We start from the raw sequence: 20,695 nt of genomic DNA on the forward strand, positions 1-20,695 counted from the left end.
AGAGCAACAAAGAACTTCGCCTTCAACTCCTCAAAACCCACGATCCCCGCAACCCCCTGAAATCCAGGGTGTTGCAGGGATCGCTAGAACCCGCCTACCTAGGCGCAAGGAAGGGGGCCTTCATGTACTTGGCCACCGAGCAGGCGGCCGCGGTGCCGTGAGGCGTGTCGCGAAAGCCACTTTCGCGACGTCTGATGTCCCGAAAGTGGCTTTCGCGACATGTTTGTGAGCGGCCCGGCTTCGGGTTAGAGGGTCTTCTGGAGGTGTGTGGCGAGCAGCTTCGTGAAGCGCGCGGGGTCGGCCAGTTCGCCGCCTTCCGCGAGCAAAGCCATGCCGTACAACAGTTCCGCGGTCTCCGCGAGCCCCTCGGACTCGCCCTTCTCGGTGAACGAGGACCGCAGCCCGGACACCAGCGGGTGCCCCGGGTTCAGTTCCAGGATCCGCTTGATCTGCGGCAGTTCCTGGCCCATCGCGCGGTACATCTTCTCCAGCGTCGGGGTGACGTCGTTCGTGTCGCCGACGATGCAGGCGGGCGACGTCGTCAGCCGCGACGAAAGCCGGACCTCCTTGACCTGGTCCGCGAGCGTCGTCGTCAGCCAGGTCAGCAGCCCGGAGAACTCTTCCTTCTGCTCGTCGGTGGTGTCGGAGTCGAGTTCGACCTCGCCCTTCGCGACCGACTGGAACTGCTTCTCCTCGTACCCGGCGACGGCGTCGACCCACATCTCGTCGATCGGGTCGGTGAGCACGAGCACCTCGTACCCCTTGGCCTGGAAGGCTTCCAGATGCGGGGAGTTCTCGATGCTCTGCCGCGACTCACCGGTCAGGTAGTAGATGTGCTCCTGGCCGTCCTTCATCCGCTCGACGTACTCACGCAGCGACGTGAGCTTCTCCGGATCGTTCGTCGAGGCGAACGAGCAGATGTCGAGGATCGCGGTGCGGTTCTCGTGGTCGTCCAGCAGGCCTTCCTTGACGGCGCGGCCGAACTCCTTCCAGAAGGTGTCGTACTTGTAGCGGTTCTCGTCGGCCATCAGGGTCTTGACCGTCGACAGCACCTTCTTGACCAGGCGACGGCGGATCAGCTGGATCTGCCGGTCCTGCTGCAGGATCTCGCGCGAGACGTTGAGCGAAAGGTCCTGCGCGTCGACGACGCCCTTCACGAAGCGCAGGTACTCCGGCATCAGCGCTTCGCAGTCGTCCATGATGAAGACGCGCTTCACGTACAGCTGGACGCCGCGTTTGCGCTCCCGCATGAACAGGTCGAGCGGCGCGTGCCCCGGCAGGAACAGCAGCGCCTGGTACTCGAAGGTGCCCTCGGCCTGGAGCCGGATCGTCTCCAGCGGGTCGTTCCAGTCGTGCGCGACGTGCTTGTAGAACTCGTTGTACTCGTCCTCGGTGACGTCGGACGACGGGCGCGCCCACAGCGCCTTCATCGAGTTGACCGTGACGACCTCTTCGCCTTCGGTCATCCGGATGGGCCAGGTGATGAAGTCCGAGTACTTCTTGACGATCTGCTTGATCTTCGTGGCCGAGGTGTAGTCGAAGAGCTGGTCTTCGGCGTCCTCGGGCTTGAGGTGCAGGACGACCGACGTGCCCTGCGGCAGGTCCGGGACCGTCTCGATGGTGTACGTGCCTTCGCCCTCGGACTCCCAGCGGACGCCCTCGTCCGATCCGGCGCGGCGGGTCAGCAGCGTGACCTTGTCGGCCACCATGAAGCTGGCGTAGAAGCCGATGCCGAATTGGCCGATCAGATCCTGCGAGGCCGCGGAATCCTTGGTCTCCTTCAGTTTCTTCAGGAATTCGGCGGTGCCGGACTTCGCGATCGTGCCGATCAGCGCCACGACGTCGTCCCGGCTCATCCCGATTCCGTTGTCCCGCACGGTGAGGGTGCGGTTTTCGGGGTCGGTCGCGATCTCGATGTGGAGATCGTCGGTATCCGCCTGGAGTTCCTTGTCGCGGAACGCTTCAAGGCGGAGTTTGTCCAGTGCGTCGGAGGCGTTGGACACCAGTTCCCGCAGGAAGGTGTCCTTGTTCGAGTAGATCGAGTGGATCATCAGCTGAAGCAGCTGACGTGCCTCCGACTGGAACTCGAGTGTTTCGGCAGAGGTTGTCACGGGCCGATATTACCCAGCGCGCGATCGCCTGCTAACGGACGCCGAACCACTGCTCCGCGCCGTACTCCTCGAACCGCTCCACTTCGGTGAACCCCAGCTTCCGCGCGACGCGGATCGAACGGTCGTTGCCGGCCTGGGAACAGAGCACCACCGGTTCGCCGGGAAGCGCGCCGTCGAACCAGCCGAGTGCGGCCTCGCACGCCTCCGCGGCATACCCGTGTCCCCACGCCTCCGGCAGGAACATGTAGCCGAGCTCCGTCTCTCCGGCGTCCGGGCGGACGTGGCCGGGACGCTCCGCGTCGCGCTGATCGAGCGTGATCATGCCGATCATCGCCCCGTCGAGCTCGATCACGAAAAGGCCGAAGCGCCGCCCGGGCACTTCAGGCAACGCGCGTTCGAGCTCGTCACGCGGTCGAGGGCCGCCGACATAGGTGCCCACCTCCGCCGAGGCGAACAGTTCGATGAACGCCGCCCGGTCCCGCGCCTCGGACTCACGGAGCACCAGCCGGTCGGTTCTGATCGGGGCAGGTGGCCAGGCAACCGATCCGCGCTCAGTCATGGCAGGCAAGCTACCGGCCCGCGTGCCCCGCCCAGCCCTCGGGCACGTGGCCGATCCGGATCCGCTGCGGATGGTCGCCGACCGGGACGGACTTCACCTTCGCGCCGGTCGCGAAGTCGATCGCGGTCACCTGGTCCGATCCGCTTTCCGAGATGACGCAATGCCTTCCGTCGCCGCTCACGGTCGCCCAGTACGGCTTCGCCGCCGTCACGAGCTGAGCCTCCCGCAAGGTCGCGCGGTCCACGATGGTCGCGTAGTCGTCCATCGTCCCGGCGACGCAGAGCTTGTCGCCCGCCGGGCTCATCGAAAGCCCGTGGTGACGGGAGTCGTTGACCCACGTCGTGCGGTCCTCGCTGGTCTTCGGGTTCTTGGGCAGCGTCTTCGACCGCGTGATCCGGTCGGTGGCGACGTCGTATTCGAGAAGGCCGTTGAAGAACGACACCTGGAAGTACAGCTTCGACTCGTCGGGGGTGAAGGCCACCGGCCGGACGGCGTCGGAGAGGTCACCACGCCCGAAAGCGTCCAAGCGCTCGCGCATGTCGATCACCTTCACCTGCTCGAAGGTGGTCGCGTCGACGACGGTGAGCCGCCGGTCCCCCTTGGTGAAGTCCTGCCACGGCGCGTCGAGCGCGGTGTTGACCTCGCCGATCGAGCTGTTCCAGAGGTACCGGCCGCCGTCGGTGTAGGTGTTCTCGTGCGGTTTGTCGCCGGTCTTGAACGAGCCGAGCTGCCGACCGGTCTCGATGTCGAGCACGTGGACGGTGTTCGACGTCGAGGCCGACACCGCGATGCTGCGGCCGTCCGGCGACACGGCCATGTGGTCGGACCGGAAACCCGACACCGGGAACCGCCAGTTGACGCGGCCAGTGGCGAGGTCGATCGACACGACGTCGGCGAAACTCGGGCGGGACGCGACCACCGCGCGGCCGTCCGGAGTCGTGTAGAGGTCGTCGACCAGCTGGTCGTGTCCCTCGCCGACGCCGTTGCGGATACCGAGGAAGAACGCGAGCTTGATCGGGTTCAGATAGATCTCGGTGAGCCGCTCCGCCTTGTCCGGCACCATGTCGACGCGCGCGATCTTCGCGTAATCGCCGGAGGGCGCGATGACGTCCGCGGTCCCCTCCCAGTTGTTGCCCACGAACAGCACCTGCCGCAGACCGTCTTCCGCCGCGGCGGCGGGTACCGAGCCCAGCGCCGCGGCGAGGCAGGTCACGAGGACGGTGTTCAGCAACCTGCGTTTCCGCATCACGCGCACCTTTCGGCGAGAGCCTGTTACCTTTCGGTAGCTCACAGGAAACCAACCGGCCGGACACCCTCGGTAGGGGCCGGTCGCCAAGGACCGCCGGCTTCGTTGTGCACCGGGCACAATCCGCGCGGGAAGGCGGTGGCGATGGCGCACCGGTCGCTCCACGACGTGCTGGCCGAGATGGCCGCCGACGCCGACGTCGTCGACGAAGTGGTCCGGGCCGCCCGCACGGAGTCGCCCGAGGTCGCGACCCTGCCGGTGAGCGAGAACCGGCGGCACGTCGCGATCGTGCTCGCCGCCGGGCTCGCCTCCTTCGACCGGCCGGGCGGAGCCGGGGAGCAGGACTACGCCGCGGCCGCCGTCCTCGGCGCGGACAGGGCCGCGCAGGGCGTGCCGCTCGCCGCGCTGCTGCGCGGGGTGCAGGCGGGCCGCAGCCGCGCGGTCGAGATCGCCGTCGAACGCGGCAAGGCGGCCGGGGTGCCGGACGACGTCATGCTGGCGGCGCTGGTCGACTTCGACCGGAACACGCGCGCGCTCGAACGGCAGGTCATCGCCGGGTATCACGATGCCGAACTCGAACTCTCCCGGACGGTGCACGACAGCCGCGCCCGGGTGCTGCGGCGGTTGCTGGGCGGCGACACGACGGCGCCCTCGGCCGAGGAGGTCGCGAACGCCGGGCTGAACCCGGGCGGGCGCTACCACTGCCTGCTCTCCGACGTCGGCGACCCGTACCAGGCGCGGGTCGTCGAACGACGGCTCGGCGCGACAGGTGGCGTCTTCGGCCTGGTCGACGGGCGGCTGACGGGGCTGGCGCCGCGGCTTCCCGCCGCGTCGGCGCTCGGGGACGACGTCCTCATGGTGGTCTCCCCCGCCGTCCCGCTCGCTGAGGTCCGCGGGATGCACGCGCTGTGCGTGATGGCGCTGCCGACGGCCGCGCGGTCCCGCGGTCTGCACGCGGTGGCCGATCTGGCCGTCGAGACCGCGCTCGCCGCCCAGCCGGGCCTCGCCGCGCTGCTCGGCGACACCCTGTTGAGCGCGCTGACGCCGGGCGACCCTTTCCACGAGCAACTCGTCTCGACCGCGCTGGCCTACCTCGACCACGGGCGGCGGCTCGACCAGACGGCCGCGGCGCTGCACGTCCACGCGAACACCGTGCGGTACCGGCTCGCCCGGCTCGGCGAGATCACCGGGGCGTCGCTCGATCCGCCGGAAGACGACGGCGGTACACATGTGCGGCACACCGTCGGCTGGTGGTGGGCGCTGCGCACCTGGCGGTCGGACTGAACCGCCGGAGCCGTCCGTCCGTGTGACCCGGTGAAGGCTGTCCACCCCGGAAGGATCCCGCCTTGTCGGTTTTCACGCGCCCCGCACTCGTGGGCCTGCCCGGCGACCGGACGGCCGCCCGCGAGATCGCGTCCAGCGCGGTGACCACCCTGTCCGCCGTTCTCGTGCTGTTCGCGCTGCTCGCGCCGAACGATCTCGACGCGCTGACCCCCGAGGCGTTCGTGCGGTTGCCGGTGGAGGCGTTGCTCGGGGTGGCGGTGGTGCTCATGCTGCGCGACGGGGCCCGGCGGATCGTCGCGGTGTCGGCCGGCGCGGTCCTCGGGCTCCTGACCGTGTTCAAGGCCATCGACATCGGCTTCGGGCTCGCGCTGAACCGGCGGTTCAACCCGGTTTTCGACTGGGGTGTGCTCGGCAACGGCGTCGACCTGCTCGGCACGTCGATCGGCCGGACCGGCGCGATCGCGTCGTTCGCCGGGCTGACGCTGCTGGCCGTGGTGGTGATCGTGCTGATGGCGCTGGCCGTGCTGCGGTTGAGCCGGGTGGTGGCCGGACGGCGCACGGCGTCGACCCGGGTGACGGCCGTGCTCAGCGTGGTCTGGATGGTGTGCGCGGTCTCCGGCGCGCAGCTCGCTCCGGGACAGCCCCTCGCTTCGCGCAGCGCGGTGGCCTTCGCCTACGACGATCTCCGCCAGGTTCGGGCCGGTATCCGGGACAGGCAGGCCTTCGCCGAGGAAGTCGCCGTCGACGCCTTCCGTGACACGCCGTCTTCCGGACTGCTGAACGCGTTGCGCGGCAAGGACGTCCTGTTCACCTTCATCGAGAGCTACGGCCGGGTGGCCGTCCAGGACTCGGATATCGCGCCCAAGGTCGGCGCGGTCCTCGACGCCGGGACCGCGCGGCTGAAGAACGCCGGCTACGGCTCGCGCAGCGCGTTCCTGACCTCGCCGACGACGAGCGCGGGCAGCTGGCTGGCGCACTCCACGTTCCAATCCGGGGTGTGGGTCGACAGCCAGCACCGCTACGACGACTTCGTGAAGACCGACCGGTTCACCCTCGGTGGCGCGTTCAAACGCGCGGGCTGGGAGACCGTCGGTGTCGTCCCGGCGCACACCGAAGACTGGCCGGAGGGCAAGGTCTACGGCTACGACCGCTACTACGACTCACGAAGCATCGGCTATCACGGCCCGCCGTTCTCCTACGCCACGATGCCGGACCAGTTCACGCTTTCGGCGTTCCAGCGCGCCGAACGCGGGAGACCGGACCGCCCGCCGATGATGGCGGAGATCGACCTCGTCACCAGTCACTGGCCGTGGACACCGCTCCCCCGCATGGTCGACTGGGCCGCCGTCGGCGACGGATCGATCTACAACCCCATGCCCTCGCAAGGGCAGACGCCCGAGGAGGTCTTCACCGACCCCGCCAAGGTGCGCGGCGCGTACGGCGACTCGATCGCGTATTCGCTGAACTCGCTCATCTCGTACGTGGAGACCTACGGCGACGACGACCTCGTGCTCGTGTTCCTCGGCGACCACCAGCCGAACCCGATCGTCGCCGGTGCGGGCGCGGATCACGACGTCCCGATCACCGTGGTCACGCGGGACAAGGCCGTGCTCGACAAGGTCGCGGGCTGGAATTGGCAAGACGGCCTGCACCCGGACCGGAACGCGCCGGTGTGGCGAATGGACACGTTCCGGGACCGGTTCCTTACCACCTTCGCGCGCTGAAACCCGCATTCGGAGGACTAAATGCGGGTGGCGTCGCGATATCGGTCGGCCAGCTCGCGCAAGTAGTCGACTAACTGCGGGGGTTCGGTCACCCGGAAAGGGACGTTGAGCAGTCCCAAGTGGACGGCCATCGTCTCGATGCTGTCCGCGCCGGTGTGCAGGACGCAGGTGTTCGCGTCGACGGCCTCCACCGTCCCGACGGCCGGGTTGATCCGCGCGGTCACCTCTTCGGCGGACGCGTGCACGGTGACGTCGGCCCGGTATCGCCAAGCGGCGGAGGACACCCCGCGCCGCACGCGGTCCGTGACGTCTTCGGGCAGCTCGCGCGCGGTGAACCGCGGGCCGGTCGGGATCCGCGGGGTCAGCCTGTCGACCCGGAAGGTGCGCCAGTCGCCGCGGTCGAGGTCCCAAGCGACCAGATACCAGCGGCGCCCCCAGTTCACCAGGCGATACGGCTCGACCTTGCGGACGCTTTCCGAACCGTCGTGGGTCCGGTAGCCGAAGCGCAGCACCTCGCGATCCCGGCAGCACGCCGTCAGCACGGTGAGCGTTTCGGCGGCGACGCGCGGGCCGGGCTCGTCCCTCGGCACCGGGATCGTGTACGCCTGCAAGGCGTTCACGCGGCGGCGCAACCGGGACGGCAACACCTGCTCCAGCTTGGCGAGCGCGCGCAACGACGTCTCCTCGACGCCGGCGATGGTGCCGCCGGCCGCGGTGCGCAGGCCGATCGCGACCGCGACGGCCTCGTCGTCGTCCAGCAGCAACGGCGGCAGGTCGGCACCCGCGCCGAGCCGGTAGCCGCCGACGGAACCGCGGGTCGCGTTCACCGGATAGCCGAGCGCGCGCAGGCGCTCGACGTCGTTACGGATCGTGCGGGCACTGACTTCGAGGCGTTCCGCCAGTTCGGTGCCGGTCCAGTCACGGGGAGTCTGCAGCAGGGAGAGCAAACGGAGTAGTCGTGCCGAAGTTTCCAACATTTCTTCAGGCTGCTCCTCCATTAGGAACGGGATGTTCCTAATGGCACTCTACCTTGGTCTCATGAGCGAAAACACGGAGATCAAGCCCTTCCGCGTCGAGGTCCCGCAGGCCGAGCTGGACGACCTCGCCGACCGCCTGGCCCGGGTCCGCTGGGCGAACGAACTGCCCGCCGACCAGGTGACCGACGGGGTGCAGCGCGGACCGGTCACGCCGGGCTGGGAGTACGGCGTGCCGCTGGAGTACGTGCGACGGCTGGTCGCGTACTGGCGCGAGGGCTACGACTGGCGGAAGTGGGAGGCGAAGCTCAACGAGTACCCGCAGTTCACCACGGAGATCGACGGGCAGAACATCCACTTCCTGCACGTCCGCTCGCCGGAGCCGGACGCGAAGCCGCTGATCCTCACCCACGGTTGGCCGAACTCGGTCTTCGAGTACCTCGACCTGATCGACCAGCTGACCGATCCGCGTTCGCACGGGGGCGATCCCGCGGACGCGTTCCACGTGGTCATCCCGTCGCTGCCCGGGTTCGGCTTCTCCGGCCCGACGCGAGAGAAGGGCTGGAACCGGTACCGCACGGCTCAGGCCTGGGCCGAGCTGATGCGCCGCCTCGGCTACGAGCGCTACGGCACCCACGGGAACGACGCCGGTTCGTTCGTCGCCCCCGAGGTCGGCCGCGTCGACGCCGAGCACGTGCTCGGTGTGCACGTCACGCAGCTGTTCTCGTTCCCCAGCGGCGATCCGGCGGAGTTCGAGGGCATGACCGAGAAGGAACTGGAGTACCTGCAGTTCCTCCAGGCCTTCAACGACGACATGTCCGGCTACGCGAAGCTCCAGGAGAGCGCGCCGCAGAATCTCGCGCACGCGCTGGCCGACTCGCCGACCGGGCAGCTGGCCTGGAGCGCGCAACTGCTGTCGGGCACGAGCGACGACCACGTGCTCACCAACGCCACGCTGTACTGGCTCACCAACACCGCGGCTTCGGCGGCGCGGTTCTACTACGAGGACAAGCACAGCGAGCACCCGGCCGAGCCGACGACCGCGCCGACCGGGCTGGCCAGTTTCGCCTACGACTTCCGGCCGCTGCGGCGGTTCGCCGAACGGGATCACGCGAATATCGTTTCGTGGCAGGAATTCGACCGCGGCAGCCACTGGGCGACGCAGGACGCGCCGGACCTGCTGGTGGGCGACATCCGCGCGTTCTTCCGCGGGCTGTCCTGACGGGGGCTGAAGGGAGCTTTCACCGCATGACACGCGGTGAAAGCTCCCTTCAGCTACCCGCGCCGTCCAGCACCGCCAAGGCCTCCGCGCTCAACTCCAGCGTGAAGGCCGGCCGGATGGCCTCGTAGTGTTCCCAGGTCCTCGGCCCGATCAGCGGCAGCACCCGCGGCGACGTCTGGCGCAGCAGCCACGCCAGCACGACCTGGTTCCCGGTCGCCCCCACCTCCCGCGCCACGGCCTCGACGGCGGCCATCCGCGCCTCGCCGTCCGCGCCGGCGTAGGTCTGCCAGACGGGATGCGCGAGCCGTCGCGCGGAGTCGTCGTAGATCCCGCGCAGGATCGACGAATACGCGGCGAGCGCGATGTCTTCGTTGTCCCGCAGGAAGTCGAGCATGTCCCCGGTGGCCAGCGACGCCGAATCCGCCACCGGCCGCAGATACGAGTGCTGCAACTGGACGGCCACCGGCGAAGCCCAGCCGTGCCGCTCCGCGAGCGCGCGGATCCGTTCCAGCCGCCAGGTGCGGACGTTGCTCCAGCCGATCTGCCGGACCTTCCCCGCGCGGACGATCTCGTCGAGCGCGGCCAGCGTCTCCTCCAGCGGGGTCGCCCGGTCGTCGACGTGGATGTAGTACAGGTCGATGTGGTCGGTGCCGAGCCGCCGCAGGCTTTCGTCGACGCCGCGCCGGATCACGTCGCCGCCCGCGCCCTCGAACTGCCGTCCGATGTAGTCCCAGTCCGCGGTGCCGTCGTCGTGGTACCCCTTGCGCGCGCTGTCGGCGTCGGCGACCGCGGCCGACACCTTCGTCGCGAGGAAGACCTTGTCCCGCCTGCCTTTCAGCAGCTTCCCGAGCAGTTCCTCGCTCTCCCCGCCCGACGCGCCGGGCACCCACCACGAGTAACAGTTCGCGGTGTCGAGGAAGTCGCCGCCGTCGTCGAGGTACGCGTCCAGGATCCGTGCCGAGGTCCGCTCGTCGGTGGCGGTGCCCATCGTCATGCACCCGAGCGAGACCTGGCTGACCTTCCGGCCGGTCCGGCCGAGTTCCACCTTTTCCATGGTCTGGACCTTATGCGTGGATCGGTCCGGTACTACAGTCCGTTCACATGACCGAATCCCAGACCAATCTGGCTTGGGACGTGCTTCTCGACCTCTCCGGGCCGGGCCCCAGGCACGAGCGGCTCACCAGGGCTCTGCGCACCGTGATCCGCGAAGGCACGCTCGGCTCCGGCGCCGCGCTGCCACCCAGCCGCACCCTCGCCGCGGATCTGGGCTGCTCCCGCTGGGTGATCACGCAGGCGTACGAGCAACTGATCGCGGAGGGCTATCTCGCCGCGCGCACCGGCTCGGCCACCTTCGTGCGCTGGTCGGCGTCGGGTGCCGAGCCCGCGAAACCCGCCGCGCGCAAGGTGGCGCCGCCGGAGATCGACCTCGCGCCCGGCCTGCCCGACCTGCGCCACTTTCCCCGGACGCGCTGGGCCGAAGCGGTCCGGGAGGTGCTCGCGAACTCGCCCCACGCCGAGTTCGGCTATCCCGTTCCCGGCGGGCATCCGCGTCTCCGCGCCGTGCTCGCCGACCATCTCCGCCGCTGCCGGGGCGCGGTCGTCGACGACGTGCGGATCGCGTCCGGCGTCACCGACGCGTTCGGCCGCCTGTGCCGCGCGCTGCTCGCGGCCGGGATCACGCGCGTCGCGGCCGAGGACCCCGGCTGGCACACCCTGCGCCGCGTCGCGACGCGCGTGGGACTCGAAGTCGTCAGCGTCCCGGTCGACGAAGACGGGCTCCGCGTCGACGAGATCCCTCCCGGCGTCCGCGCCGTCCTCGTGACCCCGGCGCACCAGTTCCCCACCGGCACCGTCCTCTCCCCCGCTCGCCGCGCCGGGCTGCTGGCCTGGGCACGCGAGGCCGACGGCCTGATCATCGAGGACGATTACGACGCCGAGTTCCGCTACGACCGGCGTCCGGTCGGGACGGTGCAGGGGATGGATCCGGTGAGGGTCGCGCTGCTCGGATCGGTCAGCAAGACACTCAGTCCCGCGCTCGGCCTCGGCTGGTACACGGTCCCTCCACAGTGGACGGATCGGGTCGAACCCTCGCCCACTCCGCCCGCACTGGACCAGCTGGCGTTCGCGACCTTCCTCGAACGCGGCTCGTACGACCGGCATCTGCGCGCGGCGAGGCGCCGCTACCGCGCCCGGCGCGACGCCCTGGTCGACGCGCTCGGCCCGGTGCCGCTTTCCGGCGTCGCCGCCGGTCTGCACCTGGTACTGGAGCTGCCCGGCGGATCCGCCGCCGCGGTGGTGAAACGGGCGGCGGCCAAGGGACTGCGCGTGGCCGATCTCGACGACTACCGCGTGGCACCCGGCGCTCCCGGCCTCGTGCTCGGCTACGGCAACCTCGCCGACGGTTCCGTGGGCACCGCCGCCCGCCTGTTACGGGAAGCCATCGCGCGGTGAAGAGTCACTCGGCCATGCGGTGCACCAGGAAGATCCCGTTCAGCAGCGGCCGGTCGAGCCGCTGCCCGTCGGTCGCCACATACTCGTCGAGGATGTCGAGGATGCGGTTGTCGAGTTCGGTGACCTCTTCCGGCGAGAGATGCAGCGCGAACCGCTCGACCACCCGGACCGACCCGGGCCCTGCCTCGCGGAGTTCGTCCTGGAAGGCTTCGATCGGGCCGAACCTGGTGTCTTCGTCCTCGCCGTTGAGCGGCCCGTCCAGCCACCAGGTCTTGCCGGCGTTGCGATAGGGCTTTTCGAGCGCCCCGCTGGCCCCGGTGCGCACCGGGGCCTGCTCCAGCAGACCGGCCTCGACGAGCTGCCGCACGTGATAGAGCACCGTGCCGGGATCCTTGCCGAGCCGGTCGGCGAGTTCCTTGTTGGTCAGCTCCCGCTCGCCGCAGAGCCGGAGGATGCGCAGCCGCAAGGGATGACCGAGCGCCTTGGCCTCACGCGCGGTCGCTTCGCGCCGCCTGTCCGCGACCCTCGCGGCGACTTGCTCGTCCATGACCGCAGCGTAGCCGACTGATGGAGAAGAGAGACATCGATGGAGTTTTCTCAATCGATGTGTGATCCTCGATCGATGAAGTCACTGGGGACCGCCTACTGGCGGCTGTGGAGTTCGTCGGGGCTGTCGAATCTGGCCGACGGGATCGTCAAGGTCGCGCTCGGCCTGGTGGCCGTCCAGTTCACCCGGTCGCCGTCGCTGGTCGCGGGGCTGGCGGCCGTGTCGTCCTTGCCGTGGCTGGTGTTCGCCCTGCACGCCGGGGTGCTCGCCGACCGCGTCGACCGCCGCCGCGCGATGCTCGCCGCCAACCTGGTCCGCGCGGCACTCCTCGCCGCGCTCGCGGTGGCGATCGCGCTGGGATCCGGGTCGATCTGGCTGCTCTACGTAGTCGCGCTGGGGCTCGGGATCGCCGAAACGGTCCACGACACGGCCGCGCAGGCGATCCTCCCGCAGATCGTCGGCCGGGAGCGGCTCACGCGGGCCAACAGCCGCCTCTACGCCGCCGAACTCACCGCCAACGAATTCGCCGGGCCGCCACTGGGCGGTTTCCTCGTCGCCGCGGGTGCTTTCGCCGCGTTCGCGGCCCCCTCGGCGCTCTGGATCATCGCGCTCGTCGCGCTCTTCTTCGTCCCCGGTTCGTTCCGCGCCGAACGGACGCGGGACACGAGCGTGCGCGAAGATCTCGTCGAAGGCCTGCGTTTCCTTTGGGAGAACCGACTTCTCCGGATCCTGGCGATCATGGTCGGCGGTTTCAACCTCGCCACGAGTGCCGTGATCACGCTCTTCGTGCTGTACGCGGTCGGCCCGTCGTCGGCGATGGGACTGTCCGAGCAGGCCTACGGATTCCTGCTCGCCGTCATCGCCCTCGGCGGACTCGCGGGATCGTTCGCGGCCGAGCGGATCGAACTCGCGCTCGGCCGCTCCCGCGCGCTGGTGCTCAGCCTGCTCACCGGCGCCGCGTTCGCCGGGATCCCAGCGGTGACCACGAATCCGTACGTGATCGGGGCGGTGTTCTTCCTCGGCGGAGCCGGGGTCGTGGTGTGGAACGTGATCGTCGTTTCGCTGCGGCAGCGGATCATCCCGGACCACCTGCTGGGCCGGGCCACCAGCGGCCACCGGCTCGTCGCGTGGGGCACCAAACCGCTGGGCGCGGCGGCGGCCGGGCTGCTCGCGGAGGTCTTCGGGCTGCGGCCGGTGTTCGCCGGCGCGGCGGCGGTGATCCTGGCGCTGGCGCTGCTCACCCCAAGTACATGAAGGCCCCCTTCCTTGCGCCTGGCGCAAGGAAGGGGGCCTTCATGTACTTGGCAAGGCGTGGTCAGTCCGGCAGTACCGACTGAACGGCCTCCGGAGTCCGCCCGACCACGGTCGTGCCGTCGTCGGCGGTGATGATCGGCCGCTGGATCAGCTTCGGATGCGTGGCCAGTGCCTCGATCCACCGGTCACGGTCGGCGGGGGTCCGCCCCCAGGTCTTGAGTTCGAGTTCCTTCGCGATCGGCTCGGCGGTGCGGGTGATGTCCCACGGCTCGAGCCCGAGCCGCTTGAGGACGGCCTTCAGTTCCTTCACCGTCGGCGGCTGTTCGAGGTACTTCCGCACGGTGTACTCGGCCCCCGCCTCGTCCAGCATCGACACCGCGGACCGGCATTTGGCGCACGCCGGGTTCACCCAGATCTCCATCCGGGACCACCTCCCTTCGAAAAGTGCTCACTCGATGAGCACTTTGCTTCCGATGATGGTCACAGACGTTACGACGAAAGGAACCCGGTCATGGACGAGACCACCTTCAACGCCGCCTCCCCCGCCGAGTGGCGGGCTTGGCTGGCCGAGCACACCGGAACCGAAAAAGAGGTCTGGCTGGTCATCCGGCACAAGGACAGCGGCGTCCCCAGCGTCCGGATCGACGAGGCGATGGAGCAGGCATTGTGCTTCGGCTGGATCGACGGGCTGCACCGCAAGAACGACGCCACCAGCTCGCGGCTGCGGTTCACCCCGCGCAACCCCCGGAGCACGTGGAGCCGGGTCAACCGCGAGCGGGCCGCCCGGCTGATCGCCGAAGGACAGATGACCGAACGCGGTCAGGCGATGATCGACCTGGCCAAGGCGAAGGGCCGCTGGCAGGTCGTGCCGGACGGCGACGGCGTCCCGGGTGACCTGCGTGCCCGGCTCGACGCCGACGAGGCCGCCCGCGCCCATTTCGAGAAATTCCCGCCGTCGTCGAAAAGGCTGATCCTGGAATGGATTCTGACGGCGAAGAAGCCGGAGACCCGGGAACGGCGGATCGCCAGGACCGTCGAACTCGCGGCCGTGAACGTCCGCGCGAATCACCCGGTCCGGTGACTCAGTTCGGTTCGCACCGGGCCACGAGGAGGGCGATGTCGTCCTGTGCCGGTGTAGTGCCGACGAGCGCGGCCATCACGCGCGCGCACACCACGGCGGGCTGGTCCGCGGAGACCACGTCCGCGAGCCGCTGCAGGCCGACGTCGATCAGCTGATCCCGGCGCTCGACGAGACCGTCGGTGTAGAAGGCGAGCACGGCACCGGGCGGCAGTCCGACGACGGTTCTTCGGCGCCGCGGCCCGGTGACCCCGATGGGCGGATCGACCGGCGCGTCGACGAACACCGACGGCCCGCCGGGCGGCGCGAGCACCGGCGGCAGATGCCCGGCCAGCGAGATCGCCATGCTGTCGCGTGAAGCCGGCAGCAAGCCGTACGCGACGGTGGCCAGCGAACCCGGCTCGAAATGCTGCACCTTCCGGTCCAGTTTGGACAGTACTTCCGCCGGATCGTCCGATTCGAGCGCGTAGGCGCGAAGCGCGCTGCGCAGCCGTCCCATGATCACGGCGGCGTTGAGGCCGTGCCCGGCGACGTCGCCCATCACGATGCCCAGCCGGTCGCCCGGCAGCGAGAACAGGTCGTACCAGTCACCGCCGACCCCGGGTTCGGTACCCGGCACGTACCGCGCGGAGAACTGGATTCCCGGAACGGCGGGCAGCCGCGCGGGTACCAGGCTCCGTTGCAGCGCGGTCGCGGCCGCGCGATCGGTCGACGAGAGTTCGATCTGCGCCGCCAGTGCGAGCCGCGCGGCCACCAGCTGCAGCAGCTCGATGTCGGTCTCGGAGAACTCCCTCGGCGTCAGAGACCCGACGTGGAGGACACCGATCAGTTCGTCGCCCGCGAGCATCGGGACGCCGAGCAGCGTATGCAAGCCTCGTTCCCACAGGAGCGCGTTCACCACCGTGGTCTCGTCGACGTGGTCGATGATCACCGGACGGCGTTGCGCGGCCACCCGGCCCGCGAAGCCGGCGCCGACGGGCACCCGGACGTCCTGGTAGACCTCTTCCTCGATCCCGGAAGCGGCGATCGCCTGCAACTGCTGGGCCGACGGGTCGTACCGCAGCACCGTGGCGGTGTCGACGCCGAGAACCTCGCGCACCCGCGCCAGGATCGTGGCCATCACCTTGTTCTGACCGAGGTGACCCAGCTCCGTGTCGGTGATGGCTTCGAGCACCTGGAGCCGATCGTCGGCGGTCGGGATCTCGGGCATATGCGGAAGCCTAGCCAGCCCGGTCGGCGGCCACCGCCCAGCCCGCCGCCAGTCCGTCGAGGTCAGCCGCCACTACGGCACTCGGCGGAATGGCGTCCCGCGGGACACGGCAGGCGAGCGCCGTGCCGAGTCCAGCCATCCGGATGACGGTGTCGATCAACGCCTCCGGCTCCTCCGGCCAGTCGAATCCCGGCTGGGCGATCAGCAGGCTCACGCAGCCGTGCATCGCCGACCAGAGGCCCATCGCGAGGACCTCCGGTTCGCCGCGCAGGATCCCCGCCCGCACGCAAGCGGCGGTCGCGTCGGCGAGATATCGGAAACAGGCGACCGCGCCGGGCGAGGAACCGCCGGAAGGACGCATCAGGAGCACGCGGTACTGCACCGGATGGTCGAGGGCGAACCGGGCGTACACCCGCGCGCAGCGGCTGAGCGCGCGCATCGGATCGGCGACCTCGACGGCGTACTCGCGCATGCGGCGCGCGAGTTCGTCCCACACCCGCAGGCAGACCGCCTCCAGCAAGGCGTCCCGGCTCGGGAAATGCGCGTAGACCGACGGCGTGGAGACGCCGGTGCGGCGCGCGACGGCGCGCAGCGTCAGCGCCTCGTCGGTCCCCGCCTCGCCGAGCAGGGCGTCGGCGGCCGACAAGATCTCGCCGCGCAGCTTGTCCCCTTCACCCGGCCGCGCCTTCGTCCGCTTCGCGCCCATGCCGTGATGCTGCCAGCATTGACTTGACACCGTCAACTTGACGATGTCAGCTTGAGGCATGGCGCACTTCCGGACCGCGACCGCCCTCCGTCGCCGAGGCGGCGAACCGGTCTTCGACACCGAACTCGATCCACAGTGGACGATCGGGGCGAAGCTGCACGGCGGCTATCTCCTCGCCGTGCTCGCCAAGGCCGCCGCCGAGGTCTCGCCGCATCCGCATCTGACCGCGATCAGCGGCTCGTTCTCGGTGGCCCCCGAACCCGGCCCCGCGGTCGTCGAGGTCGAGGTGCTGCGCGAAGGCCGCGGCCTCACCCAGCTGCGCGCGCGGCTGAGCCAGCACGGCGCGCCCTGCACCGAAGCGCTGATCACCCAAGGCGTCCTGACCGACGGCGACGCGTGGTGGTCCGGAGTGGACCCGGTCGAGATCCCGCCGGAGCAGGACTGCCTGCCCGTCCCCGCCGACGGCGGCGGCGGCGGCTTCCGCATCGGCCTGATGGACGTCGTCGAGCAGCGGCTCGATCCGGCCGCGGCGGGTTTCGCGGTGGGACAGCCTTCGCGAAAGGGCGTCATCTCGTCCTGGCTGCGGCTCGCCGACGGCACCGACTGGGACCCGGCGAGCCTGCTCGTCGCGCTCGACCCGGTACCGCCGATCTCCTACGACCTCGGCATCGCGGGCTGGGCGCCGACCGTCCAGTTCACCGCGTATCTGCGCGGGCTCCCGGCGCCGGGTCCGGTACGGGTGCGGATGCGCGCGGGCGAACTCGGCGGCGACCGGATGGACGAGGTCGCGGAGCTTTGGGACGAAAAGAACAGGCTGATCGGGCAAGCGACCCAGATCGCCGCCGTACGTCTCCCCTGAACCACCCGAAAGCGGGTTCATGACGCGGCGCCGGGAGTTAAGATCCGGCTTCGACGTCATTGTTCTGGGGGCAGGACCATGGAAGTGGAACCACGTCGCGCGGGCGAGAACGACTCCGCCGGCTCCGACTCCGGCGAAGCCGAGATCACCCGGCTCTGCCGGACCCTGGTGCCGCTGGCCGCCGCCGGCAAGTACGCCGAGGCCGCGTCGACCTATCGCTGGGTGACCAGGGCTTCGTCCGGAGACCCGCTTCGGTACGGCGATCACGCGTTGCGGCTGGAATTCTGCGCCCTCACCGGCAACGAGCACACCGGTCTCGATCTCCTGTCGCTTTTGGACGGTGTCGGCGACCATTCGGACGCCGTCGGCAGGCTTGAGTTCTTCGCCTCGGCGGCGCTGCTCACCCGCCGGTTGACGGAAACCGGATACGGCGAGATCCCGTTCGTTCTCAACGGCCCGTACGACGGTGTCCCGCTGAGCAGGCTGCACGAGCGGATGCGGGCGGCGGCCTTCGTCGAAGCCGAGGAACTCGACGGACGCGAGCACACCGGATACTTCACCGTCTACGCCGAACGGAAGATGGCCGCGAAACCGGTCGCGGAATTCGTCGCGCTCCTGCCGTCGGCACTCCCCCGGGTCCCGATCCTGCCGCCGCCCGGACTGTCCGCGGAGGAACTCGTCGTCCGGGCGGAGATCCACAATCACCGGTGCGAACCGGAGGAGGCGCGAGCCTGTCTCGACGCGATCGAAAGCGTCCCGGACGAAATCGCCCCTCGGCTGAGCGAACTGCGCGCGATCTTCTTCCAGGGCGAGGACACCGAGGAGCGGCTGCGCGACGCGGCCGCCGGATTCCGGCGTCAGGGCGACGAAATCCGGTTCCTGCTCAACCAGTGCTGGCTCGGCCTGTGGCTCGTCTTCGACGATCAGGCCGAGACCGGGGTCGCGCTGACGACGGTGGCCGCGGCCCGGTTGCGCGCCGGGACGGACGAGCGCGCCGCCTGCTGGGGCGAATACTGGCTGGCGCACGTGCTTTCCGGGCAGGGCCGCGCTTCCGAGGCGTACGAGGCCTTGCGACGGGGCACCGAGCGGGCCCGCTCCGCGGGGGATCCCTTGCTCCTCGGGACACTTCTGTGTCTCGAAGCGTCGTTGCGGAACGGCGACGGCGAGGATCCGGTGACCACATTGGAACTCGCGCGGGCGGCGACGGACGCCTTCATCGTCGGGAACGTCGGCGAGAAGGCCGTCGAGGCCGTCGAACAGGTCCGGATCGCTTACGAACGAACAGGATCGCTCGACGAATTGGACGTCTTCGTGGAGCACATGCTGGCGACGCTGCCCGTGGGCGGCCCGGAACGGTTGCGCGGGCATCTCCGACACCTCCGGGCGCTGTCGCTGATCGGCACCGGCAGGTTCGCCGAAGCCGTCGACGACGCCTACGCGTCTCTCGGTGTCTCCGCTTCGAAAGGCAAGGACACCGCGGAACATTGGTACGTCCTCGTCACCGCGCTGCACGGCGCCGGCCGCTACGACGAGGTGCTCGACGTCGCGCCGCGTGCCATCGCCCTGCTCGACGCGTCGCCGGACTGGGGTCACCGCTGCCGGTGGATGTACGCCGACAGCTATCGCGCGCTCGGCGAATCGTCACGCGCCTTCAACGAATACGCCGTCCTCGCCGAAATCCTCCACGACTCGGGCGACACCGGGCACTCCTACATCTCGGTGAGCATGGCCGCCGCCGAACAACTCGACCTGCTCGGCTACGGCGCGAACGCCGCCGACTTCTACGCGCGGGCCGCCGACGCGGCCTTGGCGATCGGCGGCGGCTACGTGGCCGCCACTTGCCGTAACGCCGCGACACTTTCCCGCCTGCGGTCCGGCGACGTCGACGCGGCGCTGAGCGCGCTCGACGCCGCGGAAACCGCCGTGCACGCCGTGGAAACCGAAACGGCGCCCGCCAGGGACCATCTCGTCGCGCAGCTCGACCATGTCGCCGCCCACGTGCTCAGTGCCGCGGGCCGCGTCCACGAGGCCGCCCGCCGCGCGCTCCGTGCCGCCGAAACGTTCCACCGGATAGGCGAAGCCGAATCCGCCCGTGACGTCGACCTGTTGCTCGAACAGATACTCCTCGGCGAACAGAAGTGACGTGTGTCCTGTTCTGTCAGTGACATGCCCACCTTCCGGTGCTTATGATTCCTGGCGGTCTAGACCTCTTTGACGCATCCGGATGCCTCATCCCTGCGAGGTAAAGGCGGTTCGGCATGACCGGAAGATTCTCCAGACTCCTGGCAGGCGCCGCGCTGGCGCTCGGCGTCCTGTCCCTGCCCGCTCCCGCGGCGGCCGCGGCTCCCGCCTCGGCGGTCTGCGACGGTGACGGCGTCAGCGGAAAACGCGTTCAAGCGCTTTATGTCCGCGGGAATACGCAAGCGGATCGGTACGGGCAGTTCGCCGGCCAATTCCAGACCTTCACGAGCCAGATCGACGACATCTTCGTCGAAGCCGCGGCCCGGCTCGGCGGCGGCGTCCGGCACGTCAGGTACGTGCACGACGCGAGCTGCCGGGCGACGATCGCGAACGTCGTCATCGCCCAATCGGCGATGGCCAACGTGGACACGATCACCAACGCCATCAAGGCGCAGGGCTACAACCGCGCCGATCGCAAGTACATCGTCTGGTACGACGCGGGCGGCTGCGGGCTCGCGTTCGGCAACGGCGGCAACGACAGCCCCGGCGCGAGCAACCCGTACAACGGCGGCCCGCACTACGCCACGGTCGGCACGGGCTGCTGGAGCTGGCAGGCCACCGGGCACGAACTCCTGCACAACCTCGGGGCCGTCCAGGGCAGCGCGCCGAACGCGACGCCGTACGGCCATTGCTGGGACGACGAAGACATCATGTGTTACGACGACGGCGGCCTCCCGCCCGGCGGACTGAAGAAGGTGTGCCCCGGCGCGCCGGAGAACCAGATCGACTGCCTCGGCGACGACTACTTCCACACCAATCCCGCGCCCGGCAGCTATCTCGCCACCCACTGGAACGTGGCGAACAGCGAATACCTGATCCGAAGCGGCACCCCGTATCCCGCCGGGCGGATCACCGGCGTGACCGGGAAATGCGCCGACGTCGACCATTCGCAGATCACGAACGGCACGGCGGTGCGGCTGTGGAACTGCAACGGCACCCCCGCGCAGACGTGGGCCGTGCAGAACGGGACGCTGCGCGCGCTCGGGAAATGCTTGGACGTCGACAACAGCGGTACGGCGGACGGGACGCGGGTGCAGCTGTGGGACTGCAACACGAGCGGGGCGCAGACCTGGCGGCGGCAGGGTTCGACGCTGGTCAACCCGCAGTCCGGCAAATGCCTCGATGTCGAGGGCGGCGCCACCGGCGAGGGCACCCGGCTGGTGATCCGGACCTGTGACGGCGCCGCCGGCCAGTCCTGGCAGATCCCGGCTTGAGCCGCGTTTAGTCCT

The 20,695-nt window shown here is 69.6% G+C and carries 18 protein-coding genes; 9 read left to right on the plus strand and 9 right to left on the minus strand.

Features of this window, described 5'->3' with window-relative positions:
- Window positions 1–245: 245 nt before the first annotated feature.
- The 3 genes from htpG to ACIBTM_RS43705 are packed head-to-tail and all read right to left on the minus strand — an operon-like array spanning window position 246 to window position 3,916.
- Window positions 246–2,111, minus strand: a complete 1,866-nt coding sequence (htpG, locus tag ACIBTM_RS43695; protein ID WP_395883015.1) for a molecular chaperone HtpG — start codon at window positions 2,109–2,111, stop codon at window positions 246–248.
- Between the two features lie 31 nt (window positions 2,112–2,142).
- The gene (locus ACIBTM_RS43700; RefSeq protein WP_395883016.1) at window positions 2,143–2,670 is read right to left on the minus strand and encodes a GNAT family N-acetyltransferase; all 528 of its coding nucleotides are present in this window, start codon (window positions 2,668–2,670) and stop codon (window positions 2,143–2,145) included.
- Between the two features lie 10 nt (window positions 2,671–2,680).
- The gene (locus ACIBTM_RS43705) at window positions 2,681–3,916 is read right to left on the minus strand and encodes a YncE family protein (protein WP_395883017.1); all 1,236 of its coding nucleotides are present in this window, start codon (window positions 3,914–3,916) and stop codon (window positions 2,681–2,683) included.
- Window positions 3,917–4,060: 144 nt separating this feature from the next.
- Here ACIBTM_RS43705 and ACIBTM_RS43710 point away from each other — a divergent pair, with 144 nt between their 5' ends.
- Both ACIBTM_RS43710 and ACIBTM_RS43715 read left to right on the plus strand, forming a co-directional pair.
- Window positions 4,061–5,200 (plus strand): PucR family transcriptional regulator, encoded by a 1,140-nt coding sequence (locus ACIBTM_RS43710; protein ID WP_395883018.1) that lies wholly within the window; start codon window positions 4,061–4,063, stop codon window positions 5,198–5,200.
- Between the two features lie 62 nt (window positions 5,201–5,262).
- Window positions 5,263–6,924: a sulfatase gene (locus tag ACIBTM_RS43715; RefSeq protein WP_395883019.1), complete on the plus strand. Its 1,662-nt coding sequence runs from the start codon at window positions 5,263–5,265 to the stop codon at window positions 6,922–6,924.
- A gap of 17 nt (window positions 6,925–6,941) precedes the next feature.
- On the opposite strand, the gene ACIBTM_RS43720 is transcribed toward ACIBTM_RS43715, so the two are convergent.
- On the minus strand, window positions 6,942–7,901 hold the full coding sequence (locus ACIBTM_RS43720; protein ID WP_395883020.1) for a helix-turn-helix transcriptional regulator: 960 nt from the start codon (window positions 7,899–7,901) through the stop codon (window positions 6,942–6,944).
- A gap of 61 nt (window positions 7,902–7,962) precedes the next feature.
- Between ACIBTM_RS43720 and ACIBTM_RS43725 the strand changes: the two genes are divergently transcribed.
- Window positions 7,963–9,120: an epoxide hydrolase family protein gene (locus tag ACIBTM_RS43725; protein ID WP_395883021.1), complete on the plus strand. Its 1,158-nt coding sequence runs from the start codon at window positions 7,963–7,965 to the stop codon at window positions 9,118–9,120.
- Between the two features lie 49 nt (window positions 9,121–9,169).
- Here the strand turns inward: ACIBTM_RS43725 and ACIBTM_RS43730 are convergent, their stop codons facing one another.
- Complete coding sequence (locus ACIBTM_RS43730) at window positions 9,170–10,174, minus strand: aldo/keto reductase (RefSeq protein ID WP_395883022.1); 1,005 nt, start codon at window positions 10,172–10,174, stop codon at window positions 9,170–9,172.
- A 47-nt stretch (window positions 10,175–10,221) separates the two neighbouring features.
- Here ACIBTM_RS43730 and ACIBTM_RS43735 point away from each other — a divergent pair, with 47 nt between their 5' ends.
- Window positions 10,222–11,571, plus strand: a complete 1,350-nt coding sequence (locus ACIBTM_RS43735) for a PLP-dependent aminotransferase family protein (RefSeq protein ID WP_395883023.1) — start codon at window positions 10,222–10,224, stop codon at window positions 11,569–11,571.
- A 4-nt stretch (window positions 11,572–11,575) separates the two neighbouring features.
- Here the strand turns inward: ACIBTM_RS43735 and ACIBTM_RS43740 are convergent, their stop codons facing one another.
- Window positions 11,576–12,118 carry an ArsR/SmtB family transcription factor gene (locus tag ACIBTM_RS43740; protein ID WP_395883024.1) on the minus strand — a complete coding sequence of 181 codons (543 nt, stop codon included), beginning with the start codon at window positions 12,116–12,118 and terminating at the stop codon, window positions 11,576–11,578.
- A 75-nt stretch (window positions 12,119–12,193) separates the two neighbouring features.
- Here ACIBTM_RS43740 and ACIBTM_RS43745 point away from each other — a divergent pair, with 75 nt between their 5' ends.
- Window positions 12,194–13,372 carry an MFS transporter gene (locus ACIBTM_RS43745; RefSeq protein WP_395883025.1) on the plus strand — a complete coding sequence of 393 codons (1,179 nt, stop codon included), beginning with the start codon at window positions 12,194–12,196 and terminating at the stop codon, window positions 13,370–13,372.
- Between the two features lie 61 nt (window positions 13,373–13,433).
- Here ACIBTM_RS43745 and ACIBTM_RS43750 read toward each other — a convergent pair whose 3' ends face one another.
- On the minus strand, window positions 13,434–13,793 hold the full coding sequence (locus ACIBTM_RS43750) for an arsenate reductase family protein (protein ID WP_395883026.1): 360 nt from the start codon (window positions 13,791–13,793) through the stop codon (window positions 13,434–13,436).
- A gap of 90 nt (window positions 13,794–13,883) precedes the next feature.
- Here ACIBTM_RS43750 and ACIBTM_RS43755 point away from each other — a divergent pair, with 90 nt between their 5' ends.
- The gene (locus ACIBTM_RS43755) at window positions 13,884–14,453 is read left to right on the plus strand and encodes a YdeI family protein (RefSeq protein ID WP_395883027.1); all 570 of its coding nucleotides are present in this window, start codon (window positions 13,884–13,886) and stop codon (window positions 14,451–14,453) included.
- A 1-nt stretch (window position 14,454) separates the two neighbouring features.
- Here ACIBTM_RS43755 and ACIBTM_RS43760 read toward each other — a convergent pair whose 3' ends face one another.
- Window positions 14,455–15,660 (minus strand): PP2C family protein-serine/threonine phosphatase, encoded by a 1,206-nt coding sequence (locus tag ACIBTM_RS43760; RefSeq protein WP_395883028.1) that lies wholly within the window; start codon window positions 15,658–15,660, stop codon window positions 14,455–14,457.
- A 10-nt stretch (window positions 15,661–15,670) separates the two neighbouring features.
- The gene (locus tag ACIBTM_RS43765; protein WP_395883029.1) at window positions 15,671–16,366 is read right to left on the minus strand and encodes a TetR/AcrR family transcriptional regulator; all 696 of its coding nucleotides are present in this window, start codon (window positions 16,364–16,366) and stop codon (window positions 15,671–15,673) included.
- 58 nt (window positions 16,367–16,424) lie between these two features.
- On the opposite strand from ACIBTM_RS43765, the gene ACIBTM_RS43770 reads away from it, so the two are divergent.
- From ACIBTM_RS43770 to ACIBTM_RS43780, 3 genes are all read left to right on the plus strand, one after another.
- Window positions 16,425–17,225 (plus strand): thioesterase family protein, encoded by an 801-nt coding sequence (locus tag ACIBTM_RS43770; RefSeq protein WP_395883030.1) that lies wholly within the window; start codon window positions 16,425–16,427, stop codon window positions 17,223–17,225.
- A gap of 78 nt (window positions 17,226–17,303) precedes the next feature.
- Window positions 17,304–19,367, plus strand: coding sequence for a hypothetical protein (locus ACIBTM_RS43775; protein ID WP_395883031.1), 2,064 nt, complete (start codon window positions 17,304–17,306; stop codon window positions 19,365–19,367).
- Between the two features lie 116 nt (window positions 19,368–19,483).
- A complete protein-coding gene (locus tag ACIBTM_RS43780) occupies window positions 19,484–20,680 on the plus strand; it encodes a ricin-type beta-trefoil lectin domain protein (RefSeq protein WP_395883032.1) in 1,197 nt (398 codons plus the stop codon).
- The last annotated feature ends 15 nt before the right edge of the window (window positions 20,681–20,695 follow it).

The sequence above is a fragment of the Amycolatopsis sp. NPDC049868 genome (genome assembly GCF_044461365.1).
Lineage (GTDB): Bacteria > Actinomycetota > Actinomycetes > Mycobacteriales > Pseudonocardiaceae > Amycolatopsis.

What these genes read in the sequence shown, in the direction of transcription:
- ACIBTM_RS43700 (WP_395883016.1), bottom strand. Translation starts at nt 2,670, where the DNA reads ATGACTGAGCGCGGATCGGTTGCCTGGCCACCTGCCCCGATCAGAACC.
- ACIBTM_RS43705 (WP_395883017.1), bottom strand. Translation starts at nt 3,916, where the DNA reads ATGCGGAAACGCAGGTTGCTGAACACCGTCCTCGTGACCTGCCTCGCC.
- ACIBTM_RS43710 (WP_395883018.1), top strand. Translation starts at nt 4,061, where the DNA reads ATGGCGCACCGGTCGCTCCACGACGTGCTGGCCGAGATGGCCGCCGAC.
- ACIBTM_RS43720 (WP_395883020.1), bottom strand. Translation starts at nt 7,901, where the DNA reads ATGTTGGAAACTTCGGCACGACTACTCCGTTTGCTCTCCCTGCTGCAG.
- ACIBTM_RS43725 (WP_395883021.1), top strand. Translation starts at nt 7,963, where the DNA reads ATGAGCGAAAACACGGAGATCAAGCCCTTCCGCGTCGAGGTCCCGCAG.
- ACIBTM_RS43730 (WP_395883022.1), bottom strand. Translation starts at nt 10,174, where the DNA reads ATGGAAAAGGTGGAACTCGGCCGGACCGGCCGGAAGGTCAGCCAGGTC.
- ACIBTM_RS43735 (WP_395883023.1), top strand. Translation starts at nt 10,222, where the DNA reads ATGACCGAATCCCAGACCAATCTGGCTTGGGACGTGCTTCTCGACCTC.
- ACIBTM_RS43740 (WP_395883024.1), bottom strand. Translation starts at nt 12,118, where the DNA reads ATGGACGAGCAAGTCGCCGCGAGGGTCGCGGACAGGCGGCGCGAAGCG.
- ACIBTM_RS43745 (WP_395883025.1), top strand. Translation starts at nt 12,194, where the DNA reads ATGAAGTCACTGGGGACCGCCTACTGGCGGCTGTGGAGTTCGTCGGGG.
- ACIBTM_RS43750 (WP_395883026.1), bottom strand. Translation starts at nt 13,793, where the DNA reads ATGGAGATCTGGGTGAACCCGGCGTGCGCCAAATGCCGGTCCGCGGTG.
- ACIBTM_RS43755 (WP_395883027.1), top strand. Translation starts at nt 13,884, where the DNA reads ATGGACGAGACCACCTTCAACGCCGCCTCCCCCGCCGAGTGGCGGGCT.
- ACIBTM_RS43760 (WP_395883028.1), bottom strand. Translation starts at nt 15,660, where the DNA reads ATGCCCGAGATCCCGACCGCCGACGATCGGCTCCAGGTGCTCGAAGCC.
- ACIBTM_RS43765 (WP_395883029.1), bottom strand. Translation starts at nt 16,366, where the DNA reads ATGGGCGCGAAGCGGACGAAGGCGCGGCCGGGTGAAGGGGACAAGCTG.
- ACIBTM_RS43770 (WP_395883030.1), top strand. Translation starts at nt 16,425, where the DNA reads ATGGCGCACTTCCGGACCGCGACCGCCCTCCGTCGCCGAGGCGGCGAA.
- ACIBTM_RS43775 (WP_395883031.1), top strand. Translation starts at nt 17,304, where the DNA reads ATGGAAGTGGAACCACGTCGCGCGGGCGAGAACGACTCCGCCGGCTCC.
- ACIBTM_RS43780 (WP_395883032.1), top strand. Translation starts at nt 19,484, where the DNA reads ATGACCGGAAGATTCTCCAGACTCCTGGCAGGCGCCGCGCTGGCGCTC.